The organism is Mesorhizobium erdmanii (assembly GCF_013170725.1).
GTDB lineage: Bacteria > Pseudomonadota > Alphaproteobacteria > Rhizobiales > Rhizobiaceae > Mesorhizobium > Mesorhizobium erdmanii.
This window is the reverse complement of the sequence record NZ_CP033361.1, coordinates 6,531,834-6,548,347: the sequence shown is the minus strand read 5'-3', so window position 1 is coordinate 6,548,347 and position 16,514 is coordinate 6,531,834. Positions and strand designations below refer to the sequence as shown.

Genomic DNA, 16,514 nt, shown 5'->3' with positions numbered 1-16,514 from the left:
AAGTCTCCGCTGCCGTGTGACGGATCGGGCATGGGACGCGGGCGCGCAAGCGAATGACCGAGCTGGACGCAGAACAGAAAGGCATGGCGCACGCCATTGCTGTCAGGCTGTGGCAGAGCCGCTGGCTGCTTGCGGCTGGCGTCTTGGCAGTCCTGATCGCCTTTGCCTTCGCCAGTGTTTCCGCCTACGTCCTGGTGCTGGCGCTGTTTCTCTTGCTGGCAGCCGCGATGCTCCCGGCCGGCGGCCTGCGCCAGTCCGCCGAGGATGCTTCCGCGATCGAGGCAATAGGCCTGCAGCGCCTGTCGGGCGAATATCTGGCCGCGGCCGTCGCCGACCCGCTCATCATTTTCGACCATGCCGCTACCATCGTGCACGCCAATGCCGCCGCCTTTGCCGCCTTTGGCGGCATTGCGCCGGGCATATCGCTGCCGCTGAAGTTCCGGGCCCCGGAAATGCAGGCCCTGCTTGACAGCGTGCTGTCGGGAACGGTCGCCTCGGATGTCGTCGACTATACCGAGAAGCTGCCAGTCGAGCGGGCCTACCGGGTCAGCGCGTCCTCGGTCGGGCACGGCACCGACCTCTATGTGTTGGTGTTCAAGGACCAGAGCGAGGCGCGGCGTATCGACCGCATGCGCGCCGACTTCATCGCCAACGCCAGTCACGAATTGCGCACCCCGCTCGCCTCGATCGCCGGGTTCATCGAGACGCTGCGTGGACCGGCCCGCAACGATCCGGCGGCGCGCGAGCAATTCCTGCAAATCATGCAGAACCAGACCGGCCGCATGGCGCGCCTGATCGACGATCTGTTGTCGCTGTCGCGGCTCGAGATGAAGCCCTATCTCAAGCCGGGAACCGAGGTCGATCTGCGCCAGACCGTCGACAGCGTCATCGACTCATTGGCCCCGCTTGCCCGCGAAAACGGCCTTGTCATCGAGCGCGATTTCGCCAAGGGCCCTCTCGACGTGCCGGGCGATCGCGACGAGCTGTTCCAGGTCTTCGAGAACCTCCTGGAAAACGCCTGCAAATATGGCCAATCGGGAGGTCGCGTCCTGGTGACGATCGCGCACGCCGATGACGTTTCAGAACCCGGCATCGAGGTGACCATCAGGGATTTCGGCCCGGGCATTCCCGAGGAGCACATTCCGCGCATCACCGAGCGCTTCTACCGCGTCGACGTCGAGACCAGCCGGACCCAGAAAGGTACGGGCCTAGGCTTGTCGATCGTCAAGCACATCCTGACGCGTCATAACGCCAGGCTGTCGATCAAGTCAGAGGTCGGCAAGGGCGCTGCCTTCTCGGTTTATTTGCCGGCGCACTGATATTGCCCTAGTTTTCCACGGGACCGTTTCTTTTTTCTGTCATCCGGCTAGCGTATCAGCGGGGATTCGAGGAAACGACTCAAAGTTCAAGAACACGTGGGAAGGCATTTCATCCATGCAGTCCGTGCACATAATGAGCGCCTATGACGAGGAGCTGAAATACCTGTCGAAGCGCATCGCCGCGATGGGCGGCCATGCCGAGCGTATGGTCGAGCAGGCGGTCGCCGCTCTCGTCAATGCCGATCCGGGACTAGCCCAGAAGGTCATTCGTGACGACGCGGTGCTGGACGAAGGACAGCGGGAAATCGACGACAAGGCGATCATCATCATCGCCAAACGCCAGCCGATGGCGACGGACCTGCGCGAGATCGTCGGCGCCATCCGGATTTCCGCCGATCTCGAACGGGTCGGCGACCTCGGCAAGAACGTTGCTAAACGCGTGGTGGCCGTCATCGACGGCCGCCAGCCGACCAGCCTGTTCCGGGGCCTGGAGGCGCTGGCCAATCTGGCGTTGACCCAGCTCAAGGAAGTTCTCGACGTCTATGCCTCGCGCTCGGTCGAAAAGATCGGCTTCGTGCGCGACCGCGACGACCAGATCGACGCCATGTACACGTCGCTGTTTCGCGAATTGCTGACCTATATGATGGAGGATCCGCGCAACATCACGTCCTGCACACATCTGCTGTTTTGCGCCAAGAATATCGAGCGCATCGGCGATCATGCCACCAACATCGCCGAGACCATCTATTATATCGTCACCGGCGACCAGATGCCGGCCGAGCGGCCGAAGGGCGACAAGACGGACAAGATCAGCCTGTCCGCGGCGCTTCCGGCGAAATGACGTTCGTCCTCTCGAACGCTGGATCATATTGCGCTAAACTACCCCGGCGTTAAGCTTCTCAGGCCTTGATGGAGGTCCTGCGTTCAGGAGGCTGCGATGGAATATGTCCGAGAGTTCAAGCCCGCGGCGTCGACATCAGGCATCATCGCCTCCAGTGTCTATACGGCTGGGCGGCGCATTGCCGACATTCCGATCGAGGAAGCTGGCGAATGGGCCAAGAAATCGGGACATGTCGTCTGGATCGGGCTGCTCGAACCGGATCGCGAACTGCTGTTGCGCGTCAGGGCGCAGTTCCATCTGCATGAGCTGGCTATCGAGGATGCCGAGCATCCGCACCAGCGGCCGAAGATCGAGCAGTATGGCGATGCGCTGTTCATCGTCGCCCGCACCGCGCAGTTGATAGAAGGACGGGTGACTTTCGGCGAGACGCATCTGTTCGTCGGCTCGGGCTACATCGTCAGCGTCAGGCATGGCCCGTCGACCTCCTACGCAGCTGTTCGCCAGCACTGGGAAAGCTGCCCGCATTCGCTGGCCAAGGGCGAGGATTTCGTCCTCTACGCCATTCTGGATTTCATCGTCGACAATTACATGCCCGTGCTCGAGCAGATCGAGGACGAGGTCGAGGCGATCGAGGACAAGGTCCTTCTGAAGCCGATGACCGGTCCCGACATCGAACGGCTCTACATGCTGCGCCGCGATCTCCTGCGCCTGCGCAATGCGGCACTGCCGCTGGTGGAAGTCTGCCGCCGGCTGACCAGCGCCGAGCTGCCGCAGATCCATTCGGCCATGCACCCGCTGTTCCGTGACGTGACCGACCACATCCGCACCGTCCAGGAAAAGATCGACAGTTTGCGCGAGGTGCTGGCATTCGCGTTCGAAGCCAGTCTGCTGGTCGGTCAAAGCCAGGAAACGGCGATTTCGAAGAAACTCGCCTCCTGGGCGGCCATCCTGGCGGTGCCGACGGCACTAGCCGGCATCTACGGCATGAACTTCACCGACATGCCGGAACTGAAGATGGAATATGGCTACCCTATCGTGCTGACCACCATCGCGCTGATCTGCGCGTTTCTCTACTGGCGGTTCCGCAAGAATGGGTGGCTGTGAAGACAGGGCGGTAGGTTAGCATAAGGCGCTCTTCAGCGCGGCTCGAAACATATTGCCCTACTGCCTTACTGCCCTATTCCCCTCAGCGATTGCGTCTGCGCTCCGCCGCCGGCTGGAAGGCGACGCGGGCGTGATACTTGCAGTAGGGGCCGGTTTCGGCGGCCTCGTTACCGCAGAAGTTGAAGTCCTCCGACAGCGGATCGCCGTTCGGCCATTTGCAGGTGCGCTCGGTCAGCTCCACGAGCTGCAGATGCCGTGAGATCGGTACCACGACGTTCTCGACCGGGCGGATATAGTGCCGTGTCACCGGTTCGGCGTCGAATTGCGTCTGCAGCGCCGTCGCGCCGATCGATGTCGTCACGTGGCGTTGCGTGCTTGCGGCGCGCGCCACCGATTTCTGAACGGTCGATCCCTGTGCCGTTTTCTTCTGGCGCGCAGGCGTCGCCGTTGCGCGGCCGCGGCCCGACAGCTTAAGCCGGTGCACCTTGCCGATGACAGCATTGCGGCTCACCCCTCCAAGCTGGGCGGCAATCTGGCTTGCGCTCAGACCCTCCGACCACAATTTTCTGAGAAGTTCGACCCGCTCGTCAGTCCAGTTCATGAGACCGCGCTCCTGCTAAGCGTGCGGCAGTCAGAATCCATTCCCGACCCAGCACCACTGCTGGGGCAGACACCACATATACCTGGTGATTAGGTCCGCCGCACGAAATCTAGTTATTTCTCGACTACAATTACCTTATGCGCTGACTCGGTGACAAGAGTCCCAAGTGCAACACGAATCGGTTTTTTCGGTTTTCCCCAACTTGCCCGGTCGCTGATGAGCCGGCGTCTTGTCGGAGTGCTTGCCGCGCGCCACTACGCGACGTTTTCGTTGACTTCATGGCCGAAAAACACGATAAGCCGCACAAGGCCGCCGCTTTGGCGGCTTTTTTGATTTTCCGGTACCGGAGACGCATATAATGAGCGGTTCGGCGCTTTACGAGACCTTTGCTCGCGCACCCCTGGCTTTCGACCATGGGGAAGGCACCTGGCTGGTTACCGACAAGGGCGAGCGATATCTGGATTTTGCCGGCGGCATCGCGGTCAATTCGCTCGGCCACAGCCATCCGCATCTGGTCGCGGCTCTCACCGAACAGGCGGGTAAGCTCTGGCATGTCTCCAATCTCTATGAGATTCCCGGGCAGAGCCGGCTTGCCGAGCGCCTGGCCGATGCCACTTTCGCCGACAAGGTGTTCTTCACCAATTCCGGCGCCGAGGCGCTGGAATGCGCGATCAAGACGGCGCGGCGCTACCAGTTCGTCAAGGGCCATCCCGAGCGCTTCCGCGTCATCACCTTCGAAGGCGCCTTCCATGGCCGTACGCTGGCGACCATCGCGGCCGGCGGCCAATTCAAATACCTCGAAGGTTTCGGTCCCAAGGTTGAAGGCTTCGACCAGGTCGGCTTCGACGACATCGATGCGGCCGAAAAGGCGATCACGGCGGAAACCGCCGCGATCCTGATCGAACCGGTGCAGGGGGAGGGCGGCATCCGCCCGGTGCCGACGCAATCGTTGAAGCGGCTGCGCCAGCTCTGCGATCAGCACGGCCTGCTCTTGATCTTCGACGAGGTCCAGTGCGGCATCGGCCGCACCGGAAAGCTGTTCGCGCATGAGTGGACGGGCGTGACGCCCGACATCATGGCGATCGCCAAGGGCATTGGCGGTGGCTTCCCGATGGGCGCGTGCCTGGCCACCGACGAGGCCGTGGTCGGCATGACGCCGGGCGTGCACGGCACCACGTTCGGCGGCAATCCGCTGGCCATGGCGGTCGGCAATGCCGTGCTCGATGTGGTGCTGGAAGATGGCTTCCTCGAAGACGTCCAGCGCAAGGCGCTGCTGATGAAGCAGGGCCTTGCGGCGATCGCCGACGAGTTTCCCGATGTCATCGAAGACATCAGGGGCACTGGCCTGATGCTGGGTCTCAAATGCGCCATGCCCAACGCCAAGGTGAACATGGCGCTGCGCGACCAGCATTTGCTGGCGGTTCCGGCCGGCGACAACGTCATCCGCCTGTTGCCGCCGCTCACTGTCACCGACGCCGAGATCCACGAAGCGCTCAATCGCATCCGCGCCGGTGCCAAAGGCCTGGCGGATGCCATCGCCGTGGCCGCCGCGAAGTAATTCCGGAATATTGCTGATGTCTGTTCGCCATTTCACCGATCTTTCCACCGTTTCCGAGGGCGACCTGCGCTTCATGCTGGACGACGCGGTGGTGCGAAAGGCACGCCTCAAGGCCGGTGAGCGCACCCGGCCGCTCGAAGGCAAGGTGCTGGCGATGATCTTCGACAAGCCGTCGACGCGCACGCGCGTCTCCTTCGACGTCGGCATGCGCCAGTTGGGCGGCGAAACCATCATGCTGACCGGCACCGAGATGCAGCTCGGCCGCTCCGAAACCATCGCCGATACCGCCAAGGTGCTGTCGCGCTATGTCGACGCGATCATGATCCGCACCACCTCGCACGACCGGTTGCTGGAGCTGACCGAGAATGCCACGGTTCCGGTGATCAACGGACTGACCGACGACACCCATCCATGCCAGCTGATGGCCGACATCATGACCTTCGAGGAGCATCGCGGTCCGGTGGCAGGCAAGACCATCGCCTGGACCGGTGACGGCAACAATGTGCTGCACTCGTTGATCGAGGCCTCGGCGCGTTTCCGCTTCAACCTCAATGTCGCCGTGCCCGAAGGCAGCGAGCCGGCGCAGAAGCATGTCGACTGGTCCAAGTCGCATGGCGGCAAGCTGCATTTCACCCGCTCGCCCGAGGAGGCAGTCGACCAGGCTGACTGCATCGTCACCGATTGCTGGGTATCGATGGGCCAGGAGCATCGCGCCCGCGGCCACAATGTGTTCTCGCCCTACCAGGTCAATGCCAAGCTGATGGCGCATGCCAAACCGGACGCGCTGTTCATGCACTGCCTGCCGGCGCATCGCGGCGAGGAGGTGACCGACGAGGTCATCGACGGGCCGCATTCGGTGGTCTTCGACGAAGCCGAGAACCGGCTCCACGCCCAGAAGGCGGTGCTCGCCTGGTGTCTTGGTGCTTGATGTGTCTTGGTGCTTGACGTGTCTTGGTGCTTGAAGTGCACGGGCGCTTGATCTGCGGGGGCGCGATGCCTATCTGCGCCGCATCACGCAAATCAAGCGCGTTTGGACGCATGCACCCCAGGAGGGCGGCATGGCCGCGCCCTGGAGTATTGTCATGTTGGAAACGCATCAAGTGACCGAATATCACCCCAAACTCGGCGAATTCGGCTATGCCGGCGACGATCACGTCGTGCCTTTTGAGGTCGGCCCGCTCGACGTGCGCGGCCGCACGGTCCAACTCGGACCGATGCTCGACGCTATCCTTGGCCGCCACGACTATCCCGAGCCGGTGGCCCGCCTGCTGGCGGAAGCCTGTGTGTTGACGGTGCTGCTCGGCACCTCGCTCAAATTCGAAGGTAAGTTCATCCTGCAGACCCGCACCGACGGGCCGGTCGACATGCTGGTGGCGGATTTCACGACGCCCTCGGCCCTGCGTGCCTATGCGCGCTTCGACGCCGATCGGCTCGAGGCATTGGTTGCGGCGGGCGAGACGTCGCAGCAGACGCTGCTCGGCAGCGGCGTGCTGGCGCTGACCATCGACCAGGGCGCTCACACCCAGCGCTATCAGGGCATCGTCCAGCTTGACGGCGAAACGCTGGAAGACGCGGCGCGCACCTATTTCCGCCAGTCGGAGCAGATCCCGACGGATATCAGGCTCTCGGTCGCCAAACTGTTGACGCCCGCCCACGGCGGTGCACGTGAGCAGTGGCGTGCCGGCGGCATCCTGGCGCAGTTCCTGCCCCAGTCGCCCGAGCGCATGCGCGTTCCAGACATTTCGGGCGGCGACGGCGATCCGCGCGACGTGACGAACGATCCGGCCGACAATTCCTGGCAGGAATTGCTGGCACTTCTCGGCACCATCGAGCCGACCGAACTGATCGACCCGACGGTCGGCGCCGAACGGCTGCTTTATCGCTTGTTCCACGAGCATGGCGTGCGCGTCTTCGGCGGCGTCCCCGTCGCTGACCAATGCTCATGCTCGCGCGACAAGATCCGCGGTATCCTCGAGGGTTTTTCCGCGCAGGAGATCAAGGACTCGACCGAGGACGGCGGTATCCACGTCGCCTGCGAGTTCTGCTCGACGCAGTATGACTTCGACCCGGCGGAGTTTGCGAGGCAGTGAGTCTTTTCCTTCTCCCCGTTCACGGGGAGAAGGTGCCCGAAGGGCGGATGACGGGCAGCACCGACTTTCGCTAGATGGCAGCAGTGCGCATCGAGCGGGAAGACAAGTCTCCCGAGTCGGCGCCGCCCCTGATTGTCCTGCCGGAGGTTCGTTACTCGAAAAGCCAAGCAATTGGCTTTTCGTCCGCTACGCGGACCGTTTCCTCAACGCCCCGTGAAACGGGGAGAAAGAGGCTAATTCACCGTGCGCCGCGTCCCCGGAAGGTCGAGCGAAAACGCCGGGATGGCGATATCGAATGTCTCGCCACGCTTGTTGCGCATCGTGTAGCGCCCGACCATGATGCCTGACGGCGTCGAGAGCGGGCAGCCGGATGTGTATTGATAGCTGTCGCCCGGATTGAGTTCGGGCTGGTCGCCGACGACGCCCGGGCCGCTTACTTCCTCGACCCGGCCGGTACCGTCGGTGATGTGCCAATAGCGCGACAGAAGCTGCACGAATTCGTCCGACTGGTTGTCGATCGTTATCTGATATCCCCAGACATAACGGTTCTCGGAAGGATCGGAACGGTCCTCGAGGTAGAACGGCCTGACCTGCACTTCGATGTTGCGCGTGACGGCGCGGTACATAAGCGGCTCCAAAACAATCCGATACCTTTCGGTGCTCCCGACGGGCAGGTCAACATGCGCGTCTTGTCGCGCCCTGTCCTGAAAGGCACGTGCCGGCAAACAATGTCATTTGAGTGACACATGACAATGGTGGTGTGCGCGGACGGGCGACTCGGGCGCCCTGTCTGTTGAAAGCGGCCACGATGCGGGCCGTCTCTTCTGGAGTGACCAAATCTCGATGGAACTCACTCTCATAGCCGCCTCGCTTTCGACTGCTCTTATCCTTTCAAACTCAGCCAGTATTTTGCTTGCCGCTTCGCAGCTGAAACGGCGCGCCACAATCGCGCGGCCAACCGGTAAATCGCCGCCGGTGTCGATTATCGTACCTGTGCGTGGCGTCGAGCCGTTCACGCGGGAGACGCTGGAACGCGCCTTCTCGCTCGACTGGCCGCGCTACGAGTTGATCTTCTGCGTCGCCCATGCCGACGACCCGGTGGTCAAATTGATCCGCGCCGCCATTGGCCGCTCTCCAAAAGTGCCGGCCCGGCTGTTGATCGGTGACGACCGTGTCAGCGCCAATCCCAAGCTCAACAATTGCGTCAAGGGCTGGGAAGCCGCGCGGCACGATTGGGTCGTCCTGGCCGACTCCAACGTGCTGATGCCGAGGGACTACATCCAGCATCTGATGGCGGCGTGGCGGCCAGGCACCGGCCTTGTCTGTTCGACACCGATCGGTTCGCGGCCGGATGGCTTCTGGGCCGAGGTCGAATGCGCCTTCCTCAACACGCTGCAGGCGCGATGGCAGTATGCCGGCGAGGCGCTCGGCCTCGGCTTTGCCCAGGGAAAGAGCATGCTATGGAACAAGCCGATGCTGGATGCCAATGGCGGTATCCGCGCGCTGGCCGCCGAAATCGCCGAGGACGCGGCCGCGACCAAGCTGGTCAATGGGCTTGGCCTGCGCGTCAATCTCGTCGCCGCGCCCTTCGAGCAGCCGCTTGGCCGGCGTAGGTTTGGCGAGATCTGGTCGCGCCAGGCCCGCTGGGCGCGCCTGCGCCGGGTCACCTTCCCGCTGTTCTTCGCGCCCGAAATCCTCACCGGCGCGGTTGTGCCGCTGGTGCTTGCGCTGGTTGCGGCGGCAAGCGCCGGCCTCAGCCTCCCGTTCACGGCCATCGCCGTGCTGGTGGCCTTCTACCTTCCGGAATGCGCGCTGGCCTGGTCCAAGGGCTGGTACCTGTCGCCGCGCATGGTCGCGGCGATCATGGTACGCGACCTGATCTTGCCGGCGATGTGGGCACGCGGCTGGCTCGGCGGTGCCGTCGACTGGCGCGGCAATGCGATGACCATAGGCACCAAGGCCGCCGAACTGGAAGAGACGCCATCGCGCGCTTGATTGCCGCGCGGCGCGGCCTGGCAACCCTACTTGGCGGCCTGCAATGCCTGCGCGATGTCCTCCAGAAGGTCGTCGGTGTCCTCCAGGCCGACCGACAGCCTGAGCGTCCCAGCCCCGATGCCGAGCTCGGCGCGCGCCTCGTCGCTCAAATTCTTGTGCGTCGTCGTCGCCGGATGGGTGATCAGGCTCTTGGCATCGCCGAGATTGTTGGAGATCAGCACGATGTCGAGCGCGTTTTGCACGGCGAAGGCCGTCTGCTTGCCGCCCTTGACGTCCAGGCAGATCAACGTCGAACCGCCGGACATCTGCTTCTTGACGATATCGGCCTGCGGATGGTCGGCGCGGCCGGGATAGATGACGCGGGCGATCTGCGGTTGCCCGGCGAGGAAGTCGGCGATCTTAGCCGCGCTCTCCGTTTGCTGGCGCACGCGCACCGGCAGCGTCTCCAAGCCCTTCAGCAGCGTCCAGGCATTGAACGGCGACAGGCTGGGGCCGGTGTGGCGGAAATAGTCGTGCAGGTTCTCGTCGATCCACTTCTTGTCCGACAAGATGACGCCACCGAGGCAACGGCCCTGGCCATCGATGTGCTTGGTCGCCGAATAGACGACGATGTGGGCGCCAAGCTGCAACGGCTTCTGCTGCAGCGGGGTGGCGAAGACATTGTCAACGACAAGCCGCGCGCCGATCGAATTGGCGAGCGATGCGACAGCGGCGATGTCGACCACTTCCAGCGTCGGGTTGGTCGGGCTTTCCAGGAAGAACAGCTTGGTGTTCGGCCTGACCGCCTTTTCCCAATTGGCGATATCGGTGCCATCGACCAAGGTCGCCTCGATGCCGTAGCGCGGCGCCAGCGTGTCCACCACCCAGCGGCAGGAGCCGAACAACGCGCGCGCCGCCACGATATGGTCGCCGGCCTTGACGCTGCACAGAAGCGCCGCGGTCACCGCCGCCATGCCCGATGCCGTGGCGCGTGCGTCCTCCGCGCCTTCCAGCGCGCACATGCGCTTCTCGAACATGTCGACGGTCGGATTTGCGTAGCGCGAATAGATGAAGCCAGGTTCCTCGCCCTTGAAACGGGCTTCGGCCGCCTGCGCCGTTTCATAGACATAGCCCTGGGTCAGGTACATCGCCTCGGAGGTCTCGCCGAATTGGGAACGCAGGGTTCCGCCATGCACGAGGGCTGTTTGAGGCTTCCAGTTGCGCTTCTTGCTGCTCATCGCTTTTGTTCCAGACACAAAAAAACCGGCCGCGAAAGTCGCAACCGGTCCATACGGCCTCGCGGCCAACGGTCCTTTAGCGACTTGTTTAACGTGGCTGCAAGCCGACCGGCCAAATCACCACGGGATAACGACCCTTTAGACCCGTACCACGCTTGCGTCAATTGCCGGCTTCATTAAGAGGTTTGTACCAGGCAGGTTCCGCAAGAGTGTCCAGCGGTTTTGCGGCAAGAACCTGCCACAAAGAGACCGGCCTTCGAGCGGAGCCAGACTTTGCGGCAGACAGGCATTCTTCCCGATCAGGACATTTCGGCGCTGTTCCAGTCCGGCGCGCTGAAGTCGCCGCGCGCGCTCGATGCCGACCAGATCCAGCCGGCGAGCCTCGATCTCAGGCTCGGCGACACGGCCTTCCGCGTACGCGCCTCCTTTCTGCCCGGCCCCGATCATCGGGTTGTCGACAAACTCGACCGGCTGAAGCTGCATGAGTTCAGCCTCGCCGATGGCGCCGTGCTGGAAACGGGTTGTGTTTACATCGTGCCGCTGCTGGAAAGCCTTGCGCTGTCGTCGACCGTGTCCGCTTCCGCCAATCCGAAGAGCTCGACCGGACGGCTCGACATCTTTACCCGTGTCATGACCGACCGTGGCCACGAGTTCGACAAGATCGCCGCCGGCTACAACGGTCCCCTCTACCTCGAAGTCAGCCCGCGCACGTTTCCGATCGTCGTGCGCACCGGCTCGCGCCTGTCGCAGATCCGCTTCCGCACCGGCAACGCCCTGCTCTCGGAAGCCGAACTGCATGAATTGCATACCGCGCAGATGCTGGTCGCGACCGAGCCGCCGAATATTTCGGGCGGTGGCATCGCGCTGTCGATCGACCTCAAGGGCGACAGTGACGGGCTGGTCGGCTATCGCGGCAAGCATCACACCGGCCTTGTCGATGTCGACAAGCGCGCGGCGCAGGATGTCGTCGATTTCTGGGAGCCGATCCACAAGAGCGGCGCCGGCGAACTGGTGCTCGATCCCGACGAATTCTACATCCTCGTCAGCCAGGAAGCGGTGCATGTGCCGCCGCTCTACGCCGCCGAGATGACACCCTTCGATCCGCTGGTCGGCGAATTCCGCGTCCACTATGCCGGTTTCTTCGATCCGGGCTTCGGCCATTCGGCGTCAGGCGGCACCGGCAGCCGGGCCGTGCTCGAAGTGCGCAGCCATGAAGTGCCGTTCATCCTCGACCATGGCCAGATCGTCGGACGGCTGGTCTACGAGCATATGCTCAAGCGGCCGCAGGCGCTCTACGGCACCGATCTCGGCTCCAACTACCAGGCGCAGGGCCTGAAGCTCTCCAAGCATTTCCGCGCGGCGCGCTGAGGTCCTAGTAAGAGAGATGCCCGGCAAGGCAGAAGGGAGCGCGGTCCCGCCGCCCCGTTCTCCGTCATTCTAGGGTCTGCGCGCGTCGCTTCGCTCCTTGCTCCGCCCTAGAATGACGAATGGATCGGCTGCGAACTCCCCTCTGGCCCGCCTCACAGCGCCTTCACCACCACCTTCACCGGCTTTTCGATCTCGAGCGGATTGCGCAGCGGCAGGCCGAAATCCCCGGCCTCTATCTCGAACATATCGCCGGCCTCGGTCTTGATGCCGTCGGCGAACGACAGCGTCGCCGTGCCGAACATGTGTACGTGCACGTCGCCCGGCTGGCGGAAGGCCGAATACTTGAAATGATGATGTTCGAGATTGGCGATGGTGTGTGACATGTTGGCTTCGCCCGACAGGAAGGGCTTTTCCCATAGCGTGTTGCCGTCACGCACGATGCGCGAAGTGCCCCTGATATCGGAAGGCAGGTCGCCGATCAGGATCTCCGGTCCGAACGAGGCGTTGCGCAGCTTGGAATGGGCAAGGAACAGATAGTTCACGCGCTCGGTCACATGGTCGGAAAATTCGTTCGACAGCGTAAATCCGACACGAAAAGGCGCGCCGTCATCGCCGATGACATAGATGCCGGCGATCTCGGGTTCTTCGCCGGCGTCCTTGGCGAAGGCCGGGGACAGGAGTGCGGCACCCGGCGCCACGGCCATGGTGCCGTTGCCCTTGTAGAACCACTCCGGCTGCACGCCGATCTGGCCCTTGGCGGGCTTGCCGCCCTCCAGTCCCATGCGGAACATCTTCATGGAATCAGTGAGCTGCTCCTCGCCATCGGTGCTGAGCTTCTTGTGCATGGAATCGCGCGTCGCCGCCGAGCCGAGATGCGTCAGTCCGGTGCCGGTGAGATGCAGGTGGGCCGGATCGGGGTGATTGATCGGCGACAACAGTCGCCCCTTTTTGTAGGCGGCATCGAGATCGATCGTCTCGCCGAGCCCCTTGCGCTCGATCAGGGTGGCAAGGCCGACGCCCGTGCGGGCGGCTTCCATCGCCAGCGAATAGACGCTGCGGGCGCCGTTGATGATCCGGGTCTTGCCGCCACTGCGGGCAACGACACGGATCGTCTCGGCGTCGTCGAGAATCTGCGAGATCAGCATGATCAATCCTCTCTCATGTGCCTTGGCATGGCTGCCGCTGCGGCAAACCTTCCCAAGCGCGGCCGGGTCGTCGCCCATGCCACGGGTGTAATTCTCCGTTCGGATTGCGATCGTGGGGCTTGGTTCCTTCAGGGAACTTCTTGGTGCCGGACGGTTGCCGGCAGCGCCGCGATGTGACCCGTATGCCTTTCTTGTTGCCTCGTCGGAGCGGTTCGGCCGCTCCAGTATTTTGTTCTACGCAATTCCTGTGGGAAACCGCGATACGCTTTCCTGGAACTGGTCCTGTCAGGCCTTGTTCTTGTTGTAGACGTCGAAGATCACGGCGCCGAGCAGCACCAGGCCTTTGACCACCTGCTGCCAGTCGACATTGACGCCCATGATCGACATGCCGTTGTTCATCACGCCCATGATAAAGCCGCCGACCACGGCGCCGATGACCTGGCCGACGCCGCCCATTGCCGAGGCGCCACCGATGAACACGGCGGCGATGACGTCGAGTTCCGAACCGAGACCCGCCGCCGGCACGGCCTGGCCGAGCCGCGCCGCGATGATCAGACCGCCTAGCGCCGACAGCACGCCCATATTGATGAACACCAGCAGCGTCAGCCGCTCGGTATTGATGCCCGACAGCTGCGCCGCCTTGGGGTTGCCGCCCATCGCGTAGATACGGCGGCCGATTGTCATGCGCTTGGTGACGAAGACGAACAACGTGATCAGCACGCCCATGACGAGCAGCACCACCGGCAACCCGCGATAGCTGGCGAACTCATAGACCAGGAACAGAGCCAGCGCGCTGGCAACCAGCGTCTTGATGACGAACAGGGCAAAGGGCTCGGCCTCGTAGCCATGGCGTTCGCGCTTGCGCCGAGTGCGGAGCCCGAAATAGGCATAGGCCACCACGGCGATCAGGCCAAGCACGACCGTCGTCATGTGCAGCGTCAGGCCACTGCCCAGGATGGTCTTTCCGGCCGCGTTCACCGTCGGCGGGATCAGCGTCAGCGGGCCGATCACATCCGGAATGAAGCCGGAGCTCAGTGCCTTGAAGTCGTCCGGAAGTGGCCCGACCGAGGATCCGCCGCCCAGCAGCGCCTGGCAGATGCCGCGGAAGATCAGCATGCCGGCCAGCGTGACGATGAAGCTCGGTATGCGGTGATAGGCGATCCAATAGCCTTGCGCCGCGCCGATCAGGCCGCCGACGATCAGGCAGACGATCGAAACCACCAGCGGATTGCTGAGCGGTCCGAGCTGCCAGATGACCATCATGTTCGCCGCCAGCGCGCCGATGAAGCCGGCGACCGATCCGACGCTGAGGTCGATGTAGCCGGAAACGATGACCAGCAGCATGCCCAGTGCCATCACGATGATGAACGAGTTCTGCTGCACCAGATTGCTGAGGTTGACCGGCTTGAACAGCGTTCCCGACGTGGTGAACTGGAAGAACAGCATGATGACGATCAGCGCGATGATCAGACCGTATTCGCGCAGGTTCGTCGTCAGCGCCGAGACGGCAATGCGTGGGCGCTGTTCTTCGGCGATGTTGCCCTGTGGGGCGGGGGCGCTTTCGGTGCTCATGCTGCTTTTCCTTCTCCGCGAACGATGGCGCGCATTATTTTTTCCTGGCTTGCGTCCGCCGCGGCCATTTCGCCGACGATGCGGCCTTCGTTCATGACGTAGATGCGGTCGGTGATGCCGAGCAATTCCGGCATCTCCGACGAGATGACCACGATCGCCTTACCTTCCGAGGCAAGCCGCGCGATGATCGTGTAGATTTCGTACTTGGCGCCGACGTCGATACCGCGTGTCGGCTCGTCGAGGATCAGAACGTCCGGGTCGGCGAACAGCCATTTCGACAGCACCACCTTCTGCTGGTTGCCGCCGGAAAGATTGCCGGTCAACTGATACACGCTGGAAGCGCGGATATTGGTCTTCTTGCGATAGTCGTTGGCAACGGCCAGTTCGCGCAAATCGTCGATCACGCTGTGGCGCGACACGCCGCCGAGATTGGCGAGCGTTATGTTGTGCTTGATATGGTCGATGAGGTTGAGACCGTAGGTCTTGCGATCCTCGGTCACGTAGGCGATGCCGTGTTGGACCGCCTTGCTCACCGACGAGACGTCGACCGGCTTGCCCTTGAGGAGCACCTCGCCGGTGATGCGACGGCCGTAGGAGCGGCCGAACAGGCTCATGGCGAATTCGGTGCGGCCGGCACCCATCAGTCCGGCTATCCCGACCACCTCGCCCTTGCGCACGTTGATGTCGATGCCCTTGATCACCTGCCGCTCGGCATGCAGCGGGTGATAGACCGACCAGTTCTTCACCTCGAACACGACTTCGCCGATGTTAGGCTCGCGCGGCGGATAGCGGTCGTCGAGCGAGCGGCCGACCATCGAGGTGATGATGCGGTCCTCGGAGATGTCCTTCTTGGCCAGCGTCTCGATGGTGCGCCCGTCACGGATGACGGTGACCTTGTCGGCGACCCGGTTGATTTCGTTCAGCTTGTGCGAGATCAGGATCGAGGTCATGCCTTGCCGCTTGAATTCGAGCAAAAGGTCGAGCAGCGCCTGGCTGTCCTTTTCACTGAGCGACGCGGTCGGCTCGTCGAGGATCAGAAGCTTGACGTCCTTGCTCAGCGCCTTGGCGATCTCGACCAACTGCTGCTTGCCGACGCCGATATTGGTGATCAGTGTCTTGGGGTCCTCCTTGAGGCCCACCTTCTTCAACAGGGCGGCGGTGCGCGCCTCGTTGGCATCCCAGTCGATCACGCCGTAGCGGGCGTTCTCGTTGCCGAGGAAGATGTTTTCGGTGATTGACAGCATCGGCACCAGGGCAAGCTCCTGGTGGATGATGACAATGCCCTTGTGTTCGCTGTCATGGATGCCCTTGAACTGGCATTCCTGACCCTGAAAGACGATCTGGCCGTCATAGGTGCCCGCGGGGTAGACGCCTGACAGCACCTTCATCAGCGTCGACTTGCCGGCGCCGTTCTCGCCGACCACGGCGTGGATCTCGCCTTCCTCGACGCTGAGGTTGACGTTCGACAGCGCCTTCACGCCCGGGAACGTCTTGGTGATGTCGCGCATCTCCAAAATCGTCGAAGTCATAAGGCCAGGCTCCTCCTGTCGCATGTCGCTCAAAAGTGCCAGCGGTTCGAGACAACGACATGCACGGAAACAAATACTTAAAGCGCATCGCATGGATCGGATCGCAACCGACGCGCTTTAAGTCCGGCTGAAACAATACCGGGGTCGCTTGCGAACGGAAAGGGGCCCTGCGTTG

The 16,514-nt window shown here is 62.8% G+C and carries 14 protein-coding genes and 1 riboswitch; of the genes, 8 read left to right on the top strand and 6 right to left on the bottom strand.

Features of this window, described 5'->3' with window-relative positions; all coding sequences use genetic code 11:
• Positions 1-53 precede the first annotated feature (53 nt).
• The 3 genes from EB233_RS31400 to EB233_RS31390 all read left to right on the top strand — a co-directional run bounded on the left by EB233_RS31400 (position 54) and on the right by EB233_RS31390 (position 3,264).
• Entirely contained in the window at positions 54-1,319 is a 1,266-nt protein-coding gene (locus EB233_RS31400) for an ATP-binding protein (RefSeq protein WP_064990594.1), read from the top strand.
• A 115-nt stretch (positions 1,320-1,434) separates the two neighbouring features.
• Positions 1,435-2,160 carry a phosphate signaling complex protein PhoU gene (phoU, locus tag EB233_RS31395; protein WP_027054461.1) on the top strand — a complete coding sequence of 242 codons (726 nt, stop codon included), beginning with the start codon at positions 1,435-1,437 and terminating at the stop codon, positions 2,158-2,160.
• 96 nt (positions 2,161-2,256) lie between these two features.
• Positions 2,257-3,264: a magnesium and cobalt transport protein CorA gene (locus EB233_RS31390; protein ID WP_064990595.1), complete on the top strand. Its 1,008-nt coding sequence runs from the start codon at positions 2,257-2,259 to the stop codon at positions 3,262-3,264.
• 82 nt (positions 3,265-3,346) lie between these two features.
• Here the strand turns inward: EB233_RS31390 and EB233_RS31385 are convergent, their stop codons facing one another.
• Positions 3,347-3,865, bottom strand: coding sequence for a GcrA family cell cycle regulator (locus EB233_RS31385; protein WP_064990596.1), 519 nt, complete (start codon positions 3,863-3,865; stop codon positions 3,347-3,349).
• A gap of 358 nt (positions 3,866-4,223) precedes the next feature.
• Here EB233_RS31385 and EB233_RS31380 point away from each other — a divergent pair, with 358 nt between their 5' ends.
• From EB233_RS31380 to EB233_RS31370, 3 genes are all read left to right on the top strand, one after another.
• On the top strand, positions 4,224-5,423 hold the full coding sequence (locus EB233_RS31380) for an aspartate aminotransferase family protein (RefSeq protein WP_027054458.1): 1,200 nt from the start codon (positions 4,224-4,226) through the stop codon (positions 5,421-5,423).
• Positions 5,424-5,439: 16 nt separating this feature from the next.
• Positions 5,440-6,351: an ornithine carbamoyltransferase gene (gene argF, locus EB233_RS31375; protein ID WP_027054457.1), complete on the top strand. Its 912-nt coding sequence runs from the start codon at positions 5,440-5,442 to the stop codon at positions 6,349-6,351.
• 130 nt (positions 6,352-6,481) lie between these two features.
• Positions 6,482-7,513, top strand: coding sequence for an Hsp33 family molecular chaperone (locus EB233_RS31370; protein ID WP_081294171.1), 1,032 nt, complete (start codon positions 6,482-6,484; stop codon positions 7,511-7,513).
• Positions 7,514-7,746: 233 nt separating this feature from the next.
• Here the strand turns inward: EB233_RS31370 and apaG are convergent, their stop codons facing one another.
• Complete coding sequence (gene apaG, locus EB233_RS31365; RefSeq protein WP_013897267.1) at positions 7,747-8,139, bottom strand: Co2+/Mg2+ efflux protein ApaG; 393 nt, start codon at positions 8,137-8,139, stop codon at positions 7,747-7,749.
• 217 nt (positions 8,140-8,356) lie between these two features.
• On the opposite strand from apaG, the gene EB233_RS31360 reads away from it, so the two are divergent.
• Positions 8,357-9,508 (top strand): ceramide glucosyltransferase, encoded by a 1,152-nt coding sequence (locus tag EB233_RS31360; RefSeq protein WP_064990597.1) that lies wholly within the window; start codon positions 8,357-8,359, stop codon positions 9,506-9,508.
• A 26-nt stretch (positions 9,509-9,534) separates the two neighbouring features.
• On the opposite strand, the gene EB233_RS31355 is transcribed toward EB233_RS31360, so the two are convergent.
• Positions 9,535-10,725, bottom strand: a complete 1,191-nt coding sequence (locus EB233_RS31355) for an O-succinylhomoserine sulfhydrylase (RefSeq protein WP_064990598.1) — start codon at positions 10,723-10,725, stop codon at positions 9,535-9,537.
• A 56-nt stretch (positions 10,726-10,781) separates the two neighbouring features.
• Positions 10,782-10,859, bottom strand: a riboswitch (SAM riboswitch).
• A gap of 139 nt (positions 10,860-10,998) precedes the next feature.
• Here EB233_RS31355 and EB233_RS31350 point away from each other — a divergent pair.
• Positions 10,999-12,093 (top strand): 2'-deoxycytidine 5'-triphosphate deaminase, encoded by a 1,095-nt coding sequence (locus EB233_RS31350; protein WP_064990599.1) that lies wholly within the window; start codon positions 10,999-11,001, stop codon positions 12,091-12,093.
• Positions 12,094-12,245: 152 nt separating this feature from the next.
• Here EB233_RS31350 and araD1 read toward each other — a convergent pair whose 3' ends face one another.
• The 3 genes from araD1 to mmsA form a co-directional block, all read right to left on the bottom strand.
• Entirely contained in the window at positions 12,246-13,238 is a 993-nt protein-coding gene (gene araD1 / locus EB233_RS31345) for an AraD1 family protein (protein ID WP_064990750.1), read from the bottom strand.
• Positions 13,239-13,523: 285 nt separating this feature from the next.
• The gene (gene mmsB, locus EB233_RS31340) at positions 13,524-14,810 is read right to left on the bottom strand and encodes a multiple monosaccharide ABC transporter permease (protein WP_064990600.1); all 1,287 of its coding nucleotides are present in this window, start codon (positions 14,808-14,810) and stop codon (positions 13,524-13,526) included.
• The gene (mmsA, locus tag EB233_RS31335; RefSeq protein WP_064990601.1) at positions 14,807-16,339 is read right to left on the bottom strand and encodes a multiple monosaccharide ABC transporter ATP-binding protein; all 1,533 of its coding nucleotides are present in this window, start codon (positions 16,337-16,339) and stop codon (positions 14,807-14,809) included. Before mmsA ends, mmsB begins: the two co-directional genes overlap by 4 nt.
• Positions 16,340-16,514 lie beyond the last annotated feature (175 nt).